The sequence below is a fragment of the Pseudomonas sp. PvP001 genome (assembly GCF_040546375.1).
GTDB lineage: Bacteria > Pseudomonadota > Gammaproteobacteria > Pseudomonadales > Pseudomonadaceae > Aquipseudomonas > Aquipseudomonas coleopterorum.
The window spans coordinates 4,440,860-4,455,388 of the sequence record NZ_JBEPNQ010000001.1 but is presented as its reverse complement, the minus strand read 5'-3'; the positions used below and the strand labels follow the sequence as shown (position 1 = coordinate 4,455,388).

At 61.5% G+C, this 14,529-nt stretch carries 13 protein-coding genes, 2 tRNA genes and 1 pseudogene; 6 read left to right on the top strand and 10 right to left on the bottom strand.

Annotated elements, in window-relative coordinates:
- Positions 1-3 precede the first annotated feature (3 nt).
- The 7 genes from ABMD26_RS20475 to ABMD26_RS20445 all read right to left on the bottom strand — a co-directional run bounded on the left by ABMD26_RS20475 (position 4) and on the right by ABMD26_RS20445 (position 5,240).
- Positions 4-1,164, bottom strand: coding sequence for an acyltransferase family protein (locus ABMD26_RS20475; protein WP_354311455.1), 1,161 nt, complete (start codon positions 1,162-1,164; stop codon positions 4-6).
- A 262-nt stretch (positions 1,165-1,426) separates the two neighbouring features.
- Positions 1,427-1,500: transfer RNA gene (locus ABMD26_RS20470), tRNA-Cys, on the bottom strand.
- Between the two features lie 38 nt (positions 1,501-1,538).
- Positions 1,539-1,614 (bottom strand) — tRNA-Gly (locus ABMD26_RS20465).
- Positions 1,615-1,681: 67 nt separating this feature from the next.
- Complete coding sequence (gene pgsA, locus ABMD26_RS20460) at positions 1,682-2,242, bottom strand: CDP-diacylglycerol--glycerol-3-phosphate 3-phosphatidyltransferase (protein WP_122743365.1); 561 nt, start codon at positions 2,240-2,242, stop codon at positions 1,682-1,684.
- A gap of 32 nt (positions 2,243-2,274) precedes the next feature.
- Positions 2,275-4,098, bottom strand: a complete 1,824-nt coding sequence (gene uvrC, locus ABMD26_RS20455) for an excinuclease ABC subunit UvrC (protein WP_134721807.1) — start codon at positions 4,096-4,098, stop codon at positions 2,275-2,277.
- A 2-nt stretch (positions 4,099-4,100) separates the two neighbouring features.
- Entirely contained in the window at positions 4,101-4,745 is a 645-nt protein-coding gene (gacA, locus tag ABMD26_RS20450; RefSeq protein WP_122743366.1) for a response regulator transcription factor GacA, read from the bottom strand.
- A gap of 111 nt (positions 4,746-4,856) precedes the next feature.
- Positions 4,857-5,240, bottom strand: coding sequence for a helix-turn-helix domain-containing protein (locus ABMD26_RS20445; RefSeq protein WP_049859928.1), 384 nt, complete (start codon positions 5,238-5,240; stop codon positions 4,857-4,859).
- Between the two features lie 81 nt (positions 5,241-5,321).
- Here ABMD26_RS20445 and ABMD26_RS20440 point away from each other — a divergent pair, with 81 nt between their 5' ends.
- A complete protein-coding gene (locus tag ABMD26_RS20440; RefSeq protein ID WP_134721806.1) occupies positions 5,322-5,543 on the top strand; it encodes a DNA-binding protein in 222 nt (73 codons plus the stop codon).
- A 22-nt stretch (positions 5,544-5,565) separates the two neighbouring features.
- Here the strand turns inward: ABMD26_RS20440 and ABMD26_RS20435 are convergent, their stop codons facing one another.
- Positions 5,566-6,009: a GNAT family N-acetyltransferase gene (locus ABMD26_RS20435; protein WP_134721805.1), complete on the bottom strand. Its 444-nt coding sequence runs from the start codon at positions 6,007-6,009 to the stop codon at positions 5,566-5,568.
- Positions 6,010-6,563: 554 nt separating this feature from the next.
- Here ABMD26_RS20435 and ABMD26_RS20430 point away from each other — a divergent pair.
- Positions 6,564-7,661 carry a 3-deoxy-7-phosphoheptulonate synthase gene (locus tag ABMD26_RS20430; protein ID WP_192066985.1) on the top strand — a complete coding sequence of 366 codons (1,098 nt, stop codon included), beginning with the start codon at positions 6,564-6,566 and terminating at the stop codon, positions 7,659-7,661.
- A gap of 4 nt (positions 7,662-7,665) precedes the next feature.
- Here ABMD26_RS20430 and xth read toward each other — a convergent pair.
- Positions 7,666-8,464 (bottom strand): annotated as a pseudogene (gene xth, locus ABMD26_RS20425) (exodeoxyribonuclease III).
- 140 nt (positions 8,465-8,604) lie between these two features.
- Between xth and ABMD26_RS20420 the strand changes: the two are divergent.
- The 3 genes from ABMD26_RS20420 to rarD all read left to right on the top strand — a co-directional run bounded on the left by ABMD26_RS20420 (position 8,605) and on the right by rarD (position 11,356).
- Positions 8,605-8,757 carry a hypothetical protein gene (locus tag ABMD26_RS20420; protein WP_167649283.1) on the top strand — a complete coding sequence of 51 codons (153 nt, stop codon included), beginning with the start codon at positions 8,605-8,607 and terminating at the stop codon, positions 8,755-8,757.
- 87 nt (positions 8,758-8,844) lie between these two features.
- Positions 8,845-10,380, top strand: coding sequence for an EAL domain-containing protein (locus tag ABMD26_RS20415; RefSeq protein ID WP_354311447.1), 1,536 nt, complete (start codon positions 8,845-8,847; stop codon positions 10,378-10,380).
- Between the two features lie 91 nt (positions 10,381-10,471).
- Positions 10,472-11,356, top strand: coding sequence for an EamA family transporter RarD (gene rarD, locus ABMD26_RS20410; RefSeq protein ID WP_134721801.1), 885 nt, complete (start codon positions 10,472-10,474; stop codon positions 11,354-11,356).
- 7 nt (positions 11,357-11,363) lie between these two features.
- Here the strand turns inward: rarD and ABMD26_RS20405 are convergent, their stop codons facing one another.
- Positions 11,364-12,920, bottom strand: coding sequence for a TerC family protein (locus ABMD26_RS20405; protein WP_134721800.1), 1,557 nt, complete (start codon positions 12,918-12,920; stop codon positions 11,364-11,366).
- A gap of 370 nt (positions 12,921-13,290) precedes the next feature.
- Between ABMD26_RS20405 and mexE the strand changes: the two genes are divergently transcribed.
- Positions 13,291-14,520: a multidrug efflux RND transporter periplasmic adaptor subunit MexE gene (mexE, locus tag ABMD26_RS20400; RefSeq protein WP_049859920.1), complete on the top strand. Its 1,230-nt coding sequence runs from the start codon at positions 13,291-13,293 to the stop codon at positions 14,518-14,520.
- The last annotated feature ends 9 nt before the right edge of the window (positions 14,521-14,529 follow it).

Below are 14,529 nucleotides of genomic sequence, written 5' to 3'. Positions count from 1 at the left end.
AAGTTACTGCGCCGCACCCTGCAAGGTAGGACCTGGCGTCGAGCCTTTGCGGCGTGTCAGGCGCTTGCCCAGCTGCACGCCCGGCATCTCGACGTACTTGTAGGTCAAGGTCGAGACCAGCAGGACCGCCGCCAGTTGCAAGACGACGATGCCGTTGTCGAGCCAGACACTGTGGGTCGAGATGTACTTGACCATGTTGGGCATGTCATGGCCCTGCAAGGTCTCTGTCAGGTCTGTGTGCAGCACTTTCGACAGAACGATGATGGCGCTCTTGAACACAAACAGAATGGCCGCGTGCGTCAAATAGATCGAGAACGACAAGGCGCCCAGCCAGACGAAGAAACGGTGGTGCAGCAGTCGCGAAACCACGCCGCGCTCGAACGAGAATGCCAGGATCAAGAGACAGAACAGCAGGCTGGCATACACGCCCTTGTGATCGATGTCCGATACCAGGAGGCGATAGCTGCCCAGGACCAGGGCAATTTCCAGCAGATTGAAGTCCACGGCGTCCAGGTCCAGGTCCTTGATACGATCGTAGATCACGTACAGGCAGGCACCGGCGAAGAAGCATGAAATACCGCGGAAGATCTCCAGCTTCAGCCAGGACTCACCGTTCCACAAGGTGATGAAGGCCGCCAGGGACATGACTGCGAAGATCTTGATCGTGCGGGTGCGCGCCAGCACTGCAATCACGCCGAATATCAAGTACAGGTAGTACTCGATGCTGATGCTCCAGGCCGGGTAATTGAACGAGCCGGTCATGGCACTGTTCAGCCAGGATTGCAGCAGAAGCAGGTTAGGCAGGAATTCGTGCATCGACGTAGCGCCACTGAATGCCGGTTCGTTGAAACTGAACCCTTTCTTCTCAGCCAATGAGCGGCCCAATTCCAGTGCTAGGTAGACGCCCAACATGGTCAGGTGCAGGGGATAAAGGCGAGCCGTGCGACTGATGAAGAAATCCTTATAATCAGTCGCGTTGTTCAAACGCTGGCCGTAGGTGTGGAACAACACGAAACCGCTGAGGATAAAAAAGAACTCCACGAACAGAAACGCGTGCTTGAAAAACTCGAGCTCGGCAATGCTTTGAACCACATAAGTGTGGAACAGCACGACAGCCACCGCACAGAGACCGCGGAAACTATCGAGCACGACGAATCTTTTCATGGTTGATCCCAGAGTGTTGTAACCGTTGCCATCCCGGTGTCATGCCAAGAGACATGGCCCGTTGCCATTACTGGCGCAAAGCTAAACCAATCCTTTGGCAGGCACAACCGCAATCAGGCGCGCGGTACCTCTGACGCGCAACTGACATTGTTGCAGACCAACAGACAACCACCGTAGAGGTACGTGCAGTTCGGGTACACAGGCTTTTTTCGGTCGCCCAAAGAAAAACCCCGCAGACGTTAATCTGCGGGGTTCTCAATGATGGAGGCCGAGGTCGGAATCGAACCGGCGTAGGCGGATTTGCAATCCGCAGCATAACCACTTTGCTACTCGGCCCCAAACGTGAAGCAAGAAACTGCTGCACGCAAACAAACTGGAGCGGGAAACGAGACTCGAACTCGCGACCCCGACCTTGGCAAGGTCGTGCTCTACCAACTGAGCTATTCCCGCGTCGTGTTGACGGGCGCCATTCTATCTAATCGGCGACACCCGTCAAGCCTTTGATTCAAAAATAGTTTTATTTTTTCTCGGCGGTCGTGCGCAAGTGTGGCCAGGCGGCGCGCAGGTATTGCAGCATGGACCACAGGGTCAACGCGGCGGCGACGATCAAAAGCGTATAGCCGACGATGACCCAGAAGGTCATGGCCTTGGGGTTGGCCAGCAGGATGACCAGGGCCAGCATCTGCGCAGCGGTCTTCCATTTACCCATGTTGGACACCGCCACCTGGGCCCGGGCGCCGATCTCGGCCATCCACTCGCGCAGCGCGGAAACGACGATCTCGCGTCCGATGATGATGGCAGCAGGCAAAGTCAGCCAGAAGTTGGCGTGCTCCTGCACCAGCAGCACCAGCGCCACCGCCACCATGAGCTTATCGGCCACCGGGTCGAGGAAGGCGCCGAACGGCGTACTCTGCTCCCACCGACGGGCCAGATAGCCATCCAGCCAGTCGGTGGCTGCCGCGATCGCGAACACCGTACTGGCTGCCATGTAGCTCCAATGGTAGGGCAGATAGAACAGCAGTATGAAGAACGGTATCAGCAGGACGCGCAGTACGGTAAGCAAGTTAGGGATATTCATCGGCACAACTGGCTGCAAGGTGAGATGGCATTCTACTCGCTGTGCAGGTTCGCATAAATCGACTCTGCCAGCTTTTTACTGATTCCCGGTGCCTTGGCGATTTCTTCGACGCTGGCGCGGGCGATTTCCTGCAGCCCGCCGAAATGCTTCAGAAGTTCGCGGCGGCGCTTCGGCCCGACGCCTGCCACCCCTTCCAGGGTGGACGTTCGTCGGGTCTTGCCACGCCGTGCGCGGTGACCGGTGATTGCAAAACGGTGGGCTTCGTCACGGATCTGCTGGATCAGGTGCAGCGCCGGCGAATCACCCTTGAGCGTGAACTCGTGAGCCACGTCGTTGAGGTACAGCGTTTCGAAGCCGGCCTTGCGCGTCGTGCCCTTGGCCACGCCGAGCAGGATCAGGTCGGGTATGGCCAGCTCGTTGAGGACGTCCCGGGCCATGTTCAACTGGCCCTTGCCACCGTCCACCAACAGCACGTCTGGCAGCTTGCCCTCGCCTGCCTTGATCTTGCTGAAGCGCCGCATCAGCGCTTGATGCATGGCTGCGTAGTCATCGCCTGCGGTAACGCCATCGATGTTGTAGCGACGGTAATCGGCCTTGATCGGCCCTTCGGGGCCGAACACCACGCACGACGCCACGGTGGCTTCACCGCTGGAGTGGCTGATGTCGTAGCACTCGAGGCGCTGCGGGGGCTCGTCCAGGTTCAGCACCTCGGCCAGCGCATCGAAGCGCGCGGCGACGTGCTGGCGGTTGGCGAGGCGTGCGCCCAGCGCCTGCTCGGCGTTGGTCACCGCCAACTGCTGCCAGCGTGCCCGGGTTCCGCGCACGCGATGGCTGAGGCTCAACTCGCGTCCACGCAGGGTGTCGAGGGCATCGAGCAACGCTTCGTGGTCTTCGGGAATGACGTTGACGATCAACTCGCTGGGCAGGTCGCGCTCGGAACTGCCCAGGTAGTACTGCGAGAGGAACGCCGACATGACCTCGGCGACCTCCTCTTCGATACCTACCTGGGGAAAGAAATTCTTGCTGCCCAGAACCCTGCCGCTGCGCACGGTGATGAGGTGCACGCAGGCACCGCCCGGATTGACGAAAGCGGCGATGACGTCGACGTCGCCGCTGCCGCCTTCCATGCTTTGCTGGTCCTGCACTCGGCGCAGCAGACCGATCTGGTCGCGCAGTTGCGCAGCCTCCTCGAACTGCAGGTCCATCGCCGCCTTCTCCATGCTGGCCGACAGCTCATTGGTCAGCTGGTTGCTGCGTCCTTCCAGGAACATCACCGAATGGCGCACGTCCTCGGCGTATTCGGGCGCTTCCACCAACCTGACGCACGGCGCCTTGCAGCGTTTGATCTGGTGCTGCAGACAGGGCCGCGTGCGATTCCTGAAATAGCTGTCCTCGCACTGGCGCACGAAGAAGGTTTTCTGCAGCAGGCTCAGGCTTTCACGGATCGCCCCGGCGCTTGGGTACGGGCCGAAGTATCGACCCTTGGCTTTCTTGGCGCCCCGGTGAATGCTCAGCCGTGGAAATTCGCCGTCGGACAGAAACACATATGGGTAGGACTTATCGTCACGCAGCAGAATGTTGTAGGGCGGCCGCCATTCCTTGATCAGGGTCTGCTCGAGCAGCAGCGCCTCGGTCTCGTTGGCGGTGATGGTGGTTTCGATCTGGTGGATCTTGCCCACCAGCGCGGCCGTCTTGGGCGCCTGGCCGGTCTTGCGGAAATAGCTGGCAAGACGCTTCTTGAGGTTCTTGGCCTTGCCCACGTACAGCAGGCGCATGGCGTCGTCGAACATCCGGTACACGCCCGGACGTCCGCTGCAGGTGGCAAGAAAGGCACTGGGATCGAATGGAGCGGTCATGGTCAAAGGTTGGTGTCTACCATGCCATGCCGGACCGCCAGCAAGGTCAATTCCACATCACTGGTCACGGAGAGCTTCTCGAAGATCCGGTAGCGGTAGGTGTTGACCGTCTTTGGCGACAGGCAGAGCTTATCTGAGATGATCTGGACCTTCTGGCAGCCAACGATCATCAAGGCAATCTGGATTTCCCGTTCGGACAACAGGTCGAACGGCGAATGGCTGGTCTGTGGCTGAAACGACTTCAGCGCCAGCTGTTGGGCAATCTGTGGGCTGATGTAGCGCTGACCGGCGAAGACCAGGCGAATGGCCTGAACCATTTCCGCCAGCCCTGCGCCCTTGGTCAGGTACCCCGCCGCACCTGCTTGCAGCAGGCGCGTGGGAAATGGGTCTTCCTCGCAGACGGTCACGGCCACCACCTTTATGTCGGGGTGGCTGCGCAACAGTTTTCGCGTGGCTTCGAGACCACCGATGCCGGGCATCTTGACGTCCATCAGGACCACGTCCGGCTTGAGCTCGCGGGCAGACTGCAGTGCCCCCTCGCCCGACTCCGCCTGGCCCACGACCTGCAGGTCGTCTATATCGGCGAGCATCCGGGTGATACCGGTGCGGACCAGGTCGTGATCGTCGACTACTAGAACCCGAATCAAACGGACACCTCGTAATAGTGGTCTCGGGGAATGCCGCCACAGTAGCAAACATTGCTCCTTTGGACCTAGCTCAAAGCGTCATGGATATGGGGTTGCACGTCGATGCGACAATCAATCCGGACGCTTTGCAGGCGCTATTTTTTTCTGGACCCTGCCGCGTACCGAATAGTTCGCCGCCATCTCGGCCATGCTGTTGGCCAGATTGCTCAGCGCTGCTTGCCCGGATGTAGGAAGTATCCGATATGTCTCTAGGACTTTTTCCTCGCCGCCGCTGAGTGCCTGCTCGGCGAGCGGTGTCCGGCGTCCCAGCACAACATACAGAACGTCGACGCCTATCGTCGAAACAGCCGCCAAGTAGTCGGCTCTGGGGGATCTTTCACCATTTTCATACTTGCCCTGGGCATTGGGTTCCACCCCGCCCACTTGGCCAAACTCTCGTTGCGTGAGCTCCAGACGCTCGCGCTCTTCCCTTAGTCGGGGACCGATTCCAGTCATTTGAATGTATAATCCTTTATCGAAACACCCGAAACGGTGCTGAAAAATACCACTTTGAACCATCTAAAACGGACTTGAACTATGCATGGTATACGGACTGCCGCACAAGCCAGGGCCTGGCTCGATCAGCAAGGGAAATCGGTACAAGAGTTTGCGCGTGAGCATGGCGTGGATCCCGCTACCACCTATCAGGTGTTGGCCGGACGCAAGAAAGGAAGGCGTGGCGAGGCACACAGGGTCGCCGTGCTGTTGGGCATGAAACTGGGTATCACCACTGTTCCTCTGGAGCAAGGCCAACGCTGACGGGACGCCACCAGAAACGCTGTCAGCCACCGAGCCGGGGCAGGACATGCTCCATGCGCAGGAAGCTGTCCTGCTCGCCCACCACTTCGAACCCGTGGCGGCTGTAGAGTCGCTGCGCGGGATTGTCCTTGAACACCATCAGTCGTATTCGGGGCAGGCGCTCGCTGCGGGCCAGCAATGCGACCTGTTCGAGCACCCATTGACCGACGCCCTGACCCCGATGCGCCGGCAACAGATGCAACTCGCGAATGAACAGGGCCTGGGTATCTCTGGAAAGGCTGATGTAGCCCAGCGATACCGTATCGCGGCAGATCACTCGGTTATCGCGCCAGTGCCAGGCCTGGTCGAAGCCGGCGTCGAGCCAGAGCAGGTCGTGCCGAGCGTAGTAAGGCAGCATCGCCTGCCGAGTGAGGTCCCGGGCGAACCGCAGATCGGCGTTGGCTGCAGGCCGTAGGTACAGAGTCATCGAATAGTCTCCACTGCAAGAATGGGCTTGAATCCTTCGCCACGGCTGAAGTAAGCTCCAGCCATCTATCGGAGACGCTCAATGTCGCACAACACCCTCAGCCCTGCATCCTTGCCTGCGACCTGCGCAGCAATGACGGCTGTGCGTGCACCGGTAAGCTTTTATTTTGGGTATTGGTTTAGCCACTGGCGCGCCTGATACCCATCTCGGCGCCCATTTCGTAGGGGTCGCCTGACAGAGAATTCTCAACCCCCGGTCGGCTCCCCGACCGGGGGTTTTTGCTTTTCAGGGCTTCACGTTTTTCAGCACATTCTGTTTCAACCGGCACTTTCGCCACGAATCGAGGAACGCTTCATGACCTACTTCACCTATTACCGTTTCGACACCTGCGACTTCTGGCGATTTAGCAACCTCCGTTCGGGCCAGCCTGCCGCCTCCGACCGGTCGTTCATGGGTGGCATGACCCTCAGTCCAGATTCCCCGGCACTTTGTCGAACACCTTGACAGGACAGCGCAAGCGGGCAACCACCCCGCCGCTGTCCAGGACCTTGATCATGAACAACAGCCTGACCGCTCTGCCTCGCACCACCCTCGTCCAGCCCCATGCGGTGAAGGACGCTGCCAATACATCGGCAACCCATCGCCTGCCCAGTCACTTCGCGCTCAAGCAGCAGTTGCCCGTACCGGACCCACTCGCAGCCCAAGTGCAGAACCACCGTCTTGCCATCCGCGCCATTCTCGAAGGCCGTGACCCACGCCTGCTGGTGGTGGTCGGCCCCTGCTCCCTGCACGATCCGAAGTCCGCGCTCGAGTACGCCCGCAACCTGAGCCAGCTGGCCCATGAGCTCAAGGGCGAAATGCTGCTGGTGATGCGCGCCTACGTGGAAAAGCCACGCACCACGGTGGGCTGGAAAGGCCTGGCGTACGATCCTTACCTGGACGGCACCGACGACATGGCGGGCGGCCTGACCCTGTGCCGCGACCTGATGCGCGAAATGCTGACCCTGGGCCTGCCGCTGGCCAGCGAAGTGCTGCAGCCAATGGCAGCGGGCTACTTCGATGACCTGTTGAGCTGGGTCGCAATCGGCGCGCGTACCACCGAATCGCAGATCCATCGCGAACTGGCCAGTGGCCTGGGCATCCCGGTGGGCTTCAAGAACGGCACCGACGGCAGTGTAGGCGTGGCATGCGATGCCATGCGCAGTGCGGCGCATGCTCATCGCCACTTCGGTATCGATCCGCAAGGGCATCCGGCGATGATCGACACCACCGGCAATCCCGATACCCATCTGGTGTTGCGTGGCGGCCACCGAGGCCCGAACTACGACCGGCAGAGTGTCGCCCAAGTCCACCACGACCTGGCCAAGGCAGGTGTGAAAGCGCGGATCATGGTCGACTGCAGTCATGCCAACAGTGGCAAGGACCCTTTGCGTCAGCCAGCGGTGTTCGACGATGTGCTGCAGCAGCGCCTGGACGGCGATCGTTCGTTGGTGGCGGTCATGTTGGAAAGCCACTTGCAGGAAGGCAATCAGCCAATCAGTGGGCACATGCGCTATGGCGTATCGGTCACCGATGGCTGCCTGGGCTGGGCGGCCACCGAGCAGTTGCTGCGCAAGGGTGCCCAGCGCCTGCGCGGGGTGGCCGACGCCTGAAGCATCAGCGCTTGCGCTTGCGTGTGCCGATCTGGATCCAGGTCGGCGCATGGTCGCTGGCGTGTGCCTCGTTGCGCACCCAGGCATCCACGCCGGCGTCCGTCAGGTACGGCGCCAGTGCCGGGTTGAGCAGCAGGTGATCGATACGCAATCCTGAATTCTTCTGCCAGTGCTGGCGAAAGTAATCCCAGAAGGTGTAAGATGCGCTCCTCGGGGTACAGCGCGCGTAGCGCATCGGTCCAGCCTTGCTCGAGGAGCCGTGCATAGGCTTCCCGACTTTCTGGTTGCAGCAAGGCGTCCTTGAGCCAGGACTTGGGGCTGTAGATGTCCTGGTCGGTGGGCACCACATTGTAGTCACCCGCCAGCACCACAGGATGATCGCTGGATTGCAGCGTCCTGGCATGCTCGATGAGGCGTTCGAACCAGGCCAGTTTGTAGTCGAACTTGGGGCCTGGCTGAGGGTTGCCGTTGGGCAGGTACAGGCAGCCGACCAGTACACCGTGCACGGCCGCTTCCAGGTAGCGGCTCTGCTGCTCGTCCGGATCGCCAGGCAGGCCACGGCGACTCTCCAGGGGTTGCGCGTCTCGCGCCAGGATGGCAACGCCATTCCATGACGACTGCCCGTGCCAGAGGGCACCGTACCCTACGGCTTCCAGCGCACTGGCGGGGAAGTCCTTGTCGGCTGCCTTGAGCTCCTGCAGACACACGATGTCCGGCTGATCGCGTTCCAGCCAGGCGATCAGGTTGGCCTGATGCGCACGGATGCCGTTGACGTTGAAGGTGGCGATCTTGAGTTTTTTCATCCGTGCCGGGCTCCCTTGGCTGACTGGCCTTGCATGTGACCCTGCGCAGTCGCAATAGGTCGCGGGACGACAGCGTACGGCAGGCAACCAAATGGATAGGTCCGAGTCCAACCTGCACGCCTCGAACATCGGAGATCACCATGAAAGTCCTTCCCTATACCGGCCTGGTGCTATGCCTGGCGCTGCTGCAAGGCTGTTTCGACAGCGCCGACAAAAGCACCACCAAAGGCAACAACGACGGCACACCGTCCTCGGTGCAAATGCAGAAACCGGATCAATCCAAGGATAAATAAGCGCCCGCGCCTGCCCGTGCGGGCGCTTTCATGAAATGATGACGACTTCCCCGTCCGCTTACTCTGCGCACAAGGATTGTTGCCCTCATGCCGTTGCAACTTGCCGCCTCCAAACGCCGCAACTCGCGCCTGCTGCTGCCCTGGTTGGCGGCAGCAGTGCCGCTAGTGTGTGGCGCGATCATCTTGAGCTGGGAAGCCGACCGCTCGCTCAATACGGCGGCGGTCCGCACCAGCCAGCTGGCAATCGAGCAATTCGAGCTCATCCTCGACAACGTGGCGGCTGCCGCCGATGCAGTCCTGCCGCTGTCCCGCCAGCCGTGCGCCCAGGTGCAACCGGCCCTGCTCGATCAGGTGACCCGGCGACCCTTCGTACGGTCGGTGAACCTGATCGACGCTGGCACACTGTATTGCAGCTCCCTGTCCGGCAATGTCAGCGAAGCAGTGGACCCGCTCGACTACGTCGATGGACAGTTGTGGCTGCTGGCGGGCAATCCGGTCACGCCTGACCGCGGCTTGCTGATCTATCGTGCCACCCGTGGCCAGGCCAGCGTATTGAGCACCGTCGACGGCTATCACTTGTCCAACGCCTTGCGAATGATGGGCTCGGCCAACGCAATCACCCTGCAGGTGGGTCCGAACTGGATCGAGGCCAATGGCAAGGTGCATCAAGGCACTGCGCCCGTGTCGGCGGTGGCCCACACGCAGTTGAAGTCTGCGCGTTATCCGTTCAGCGTCGTCAGTGGCTTCCCGGCCGGGGCTCGCTGGACCTTGATTCGTGAACAGTACATCGGGATGTTCTCCCTGCTGCTGCTGATAGCGGCGGTCGCCGGTGGGCTCTGCCGGTGGGCCATGAGCCGCTCCCCATCGCGCTACCAGGAACTGCAACGCGCTCTGGATGCCGGGGAATTCGTGCCCTTCTTCCAGCCCATCGTGTTCAGCCAGGGTGCCGCCTGGGCCGGTGTGGAGGTGTTGATGCGCTGGCAGCACCCGCGCGAAGGCCTGGTCCGTCCGGACCTGTTCATCCCCTATGCCGAAGACTGTGGATTGATCGTGCCCATGACCCGCCTGCTGATGAAGCGCACGGCGCAGCAGCTGGCGGCCTGCCTGGATCACCTGCCGGTGGGTTTCCATGTCGGCATCAATATCACCGCGCGGCATTGCCAGGACCCGGCACTGTTCGACGACTGCAAGGCGTTCCTGGAGGCGTTTCCGCAAGGCCGGGTCGCCTTGACCCTGGAGCTGACCGAACGTGAGCTGATCCAGCCCTGCGCCGAGATCCACGGGCTGTTCGACCGTCTGCGTGGACTAGGCGTGAGCATTGCGATCGACGATTTCGGTACCGGTCAGTCGAGTCTGAGCTATCTGCAGCAATTCAAGGTCGACCTCCTCAAGATCGACCAGAGCTTCGTGGCCATGATCGGCGTCAACACCCTTTCTCGGCATGTGCTGGACAGCATCATCGAGCTGTCGGCCAAGCTCGGATTGCAAGTGGTGGCCGAGGGCGTGGAAACCGAGGAGCAGCGTGCCTACCTGGCGGCACGCGATGTGAAGTACCTGCAGGGGTATCTGTTTGCCCGACCCATGCCGCCGACGGATTTCGAGCGAGCGCTGCGGCAGGGTTGAAAGCACGGCCTCTGAACGCACAGGTTGTACCCTGCTCGACCGCCTGAGATCATTGTCGGCTCAGTCAGGTTTTTTGCGTTTCGAGGCTCCCTTGTCCAAAGGCATCATCACATCAGTCACGGCGTCGACCCTGTTCGCCGTGATGTATTTCTATACCTCGTTGCTGGCGCCCCTGAGCGGCGAAGAGATGTTCGGCTGGCGCATGCTGCTGACCCTGCCCTGCGTGACCCTGTTCATGTGGCTCAGCGGCGATCTGCCGCTGATCGGCAAGGTCTGGCGTCGCATTGCCCAGCGCCCGGCACTGCTGCTCGGATCGATCGGTACCTCGGCGCTGATGGGCGTGCAGTTGTGGCTGTTTCTGTGGGCGCCGCTGCACGGGCGCAGCCTGGAAGTGTCGTTGGGGTATTTCCTGCTGCCGCTGACCATGGTGCTGACCGGGCGTGTAGTGTATGGCGAACAGCTCTCGCACCTGCAGAAACTGGCGGTGCTCTGCGCCGCCTGTGGTGTAGGCCACGAATTGTTCCAGCACGGCCGCTTCGCCTGGGAAACACTGCTGGTGGCGGCCGGCTACCCGGTGTATTTCGTGCTGCGACGCGCGTGCCGCAACGATCACCTGGGCGGGCTGTGGACGGACATGTGCCTGATGCTGCCGGCGGCGCTGTTGTTCATCGTGCAAGGGCATCTGTCATCGGCGGATATGGACACACGGCCGCTGCTGTACGTGTTGATCCCGGTGCTGGGGGTGATCAGCGCCTCGGCATTGATCTGTTACGTGATGGCCAGCCGCTTGCTGCCGTTCAGCCTGTTCGGGCTGCTCAGCTATGTGGAGCCGGTGTTGTTGGTGGGTGTGGCACTGTTGCTGGGCGAGAGCATCGCGCCAGACCAGTGGCTGACCTACTTGCCGATCTGGCTGGCGGTGCTGGTGTTGATGTTCGAGGGGGCCAAACATCTGGCCCGCTCGCGTCGCGCGGTGTGATACCGCGCTAGACGTCTACTGGCTGCTTACGCAGGAGCACCTGCTTGACCCGACGCTCCTCGACGGCGAGCACGGTCAGGCTCCAGTGCTCCCATTGCAGGGTGTCGCCCTGTTTGGGCAAGCGGTCGAGCAGGCTCATGACCATGCCTGCCAGGGTCTGGTAGTCATTGGTCGGCGGCGCGTCGAAGCCTATGCGTGTCTGGATCTGCCTGAGGTCCAGCGCCGCGCTGACGCGATAGCCATCGTCCTGCTCGACGATGTCCGGCGCCTGCACTTCGCTGGCGTCGGGCAGCTCGCCTGCGATCGATTCGAGAATGTCGGTCATGGTCAGAATCCCGATGAACCCACCGAACTCGTTGACCACGAACGCGATGTGCGTGGACTGAGCGCGCATCTGCTCCAGGGCGTTGAGGATGCTGAAGCTTTCGAGCAGGTTGATCGGCTGGCGCGCCAGGCTGGCCAAGTCCGGTGCCTCACCGGCCAGCAATTGCTTGAGCAACTCTTTCTTGTGGACGAAGCCCAGCGGCTCGTCGACCTGACCCTGAGCGATCAATGGCAGGCGTGAGTAGGACGACTGCATCAGGGTCTGCTCGGTGACTTCCCGCGACGCGTCCAAATCCAGACAGTCGACCTGGGCACGCACGGTCATGATGCTTCGGATGGGCTTTTCGGCCAGGTTCAACACGCCGCTGATCATCACCCGCTCGCGGCGATCGAACAGCGCTTCGCTCGGCTCCTCGCCCACCAGGTCTTCGATCTCCTCGTCCATGGCTTCGCTGGCCGGACGGCGACCGCCGAGCAGGCGCAACACGGCGTGGGCTGTGCGCTCGCGCATCGGTCGGTCCTGGTGCTTGTGTTTGCGCCGTGCCCGCGCGATCTGGTTGAACACCTCGATCAGGATCGAGAAACCGATCGCGGCGTACAGGTAGCCCTTGGGAATGTGGAAGCCCAGGCCTTCGGCGGTCAGCGCGAAGCCGATCATCATCAGGAAGCCCAGGCACAGCATGATCACGGTCGGGTGGCTGTTGACGAAACGGGTCAACGGCTTGCTGGCGACGATCATCAGGCCGATGGAGAAGATCACCGCGATCATCATGATCGACAGTTCATCCACCATGCCCACGGCGGTGATGACCGCATCCAGGGAGAACACCGCATCGAGCACGACGATCTGCGCAACGATGGGCCAGAACAGCGCGTAGGTCTTGACGCCGGCCCGCTGCGCGACATGCCCTTCGAGGCGTTCGTGCAACTCCATGGTGGCCTTGAACAGCAGGAAGACACCGCCGAACAGCATGATCAGGTCACGCCCGGAGAACGTCTTGCCGAACACCTCGAACAGCGGCTCGGTCAGGGTCACCATCCAGGAAATACTGGCCAGCAGGCCCAGGCGCATGATCAACGCCAGGGACAGGCCGATCACCCGCGCGCGATCGCGCTGATGGGGCGGCAGTTTGTCGGCGAGAATCGCGATGAATACCAGGTTGTCGATGCCCAGAACCAGTTCCAGGACGATCAGGGTCGCCAGGCCGAGCCAGGCCGTGGGGTCGGCTAGCCATTCCATGGAAGGTTACTCGTCAGGCAGGAGAAGGATGTTGCGGGGAGCGCGGGACTGCAGGGTTCCGGGAGGGGGTTCATAGAGGTCTTGAGTAGTTTCGGAATCTGATCCTACCGTTGCCAGAACAAATTCCTACAGCGGGAAAGTATTTCAAAGATTGTATACCTGTGCCGTCCGCGCCCAACCCGCCGTCGGGCCTCTATCGACGAGATCGATAGCAAGCTTAGTATCTACCTGAAAATCAAGCACTTTGTGCAGTGTTCATCATTCACGCTGATAGTTACCTTCGAACCATTCGATTCGTCGATGGTCGCGCCCGCGCCGCATCATCCGCCCCATCGTTAATGCTCCCTTAACTCAATTGGCGGATCTGCACATGCACCAGTCACTCACTCCGTTGCGTTTCCCGTTGGCGGCCCTTGCGCTGATGGTGATCAGCGCCTGCGGCAAAACGCCAGACGTTGCCCAGGCCCCGCCTGCTCCCAAGGTCACCGTGGCTCAGGTGCTGGAACAGCCGGTCAATGAATGGGACGAGTTCACCGGACGCCTGGAAGCGCCGGAAACCGTCGAGATCCGTCCACGCGTGTCGGGCCAGATTGACCAGGTAGCCTTCACCGAGGGCGCCCTGGTGAACAAGGGCGACCTGCTGTTCCAGATCGATCCGCGGCCGTTCCAGGCCGAAGTGCGGCGCCTGGAAGCGCAGCTGCAACAGGCCCGCGCCAATTCCGTGCGCAGCGACAACGAAGCCCAGCGCGGTCAGCGCCTGCAGGCGAGCAACGCCATCTCCGCCGAGCTGGCCGAGACCCGCAGCAGCGCCGCGCAGGAATCGCGCGCCGCGCTGGCTGGCATTCAGGCGCAGCTGGACCTGGCCCGCCTGAACCTGAGCTTCACCCGCGTGACAGCGCCGATCAGCGGCCGCGTCAGCCGCGCCGAGATCACCGCCGGCAATATCGTCACCGCCGACGTCACTCCGCTGACCAGCGTGGTTTCCACCGACAAGGTGTACGCCTACTTCGACGCCGACGAGCGGGTGTACCTCAAGTACACCCAACTGGCCCGGCAAGGTCAGCGTGGCCAGACCACCCCGGTCTACCTGGGCCTCTCCAACGAGCCCGGCAACCCGCACCTGGGGCACATGAACTTCGTCGACAACCAGGTCAACCCCAAGACCGGCACCATTCGCGGTCGCGCCGTGTTCGACAACAAGGACGGCAGCTTCACCCCTGGTTTGTACGCCCGCCTGAAACTGGTGGGCAGCGCCACCTACTCGGCCGTGCTGATCAAGGACGAAGCGGTGGGCACCGACCTGGGCAAGAAATTCGTGCTGGTGATGGACCCGGACAACAAGGCCGCCTACCGCAGCATCGAGCTGGGGCCCAAATTGGAAGGCCTGCGCATCGTGCGCAGCGGCCTGAACAAGGGTGACCGCATCGTCATCAATGGTCTGCAGCGTGTCCGGCCCGGTGCCCAGGTCGATCCCGAGGTGGCGCAGATGGCCAGCCCCGCCACCCTCGCCGCCCTCGCCGAACAGCGTCAGGCCCTGGAAGCCAGCAACACGCCCGCAACGCCGGTCAAGGTTGCCAGCGTTTCGACTCCACGCGGTTAAGGGATCACT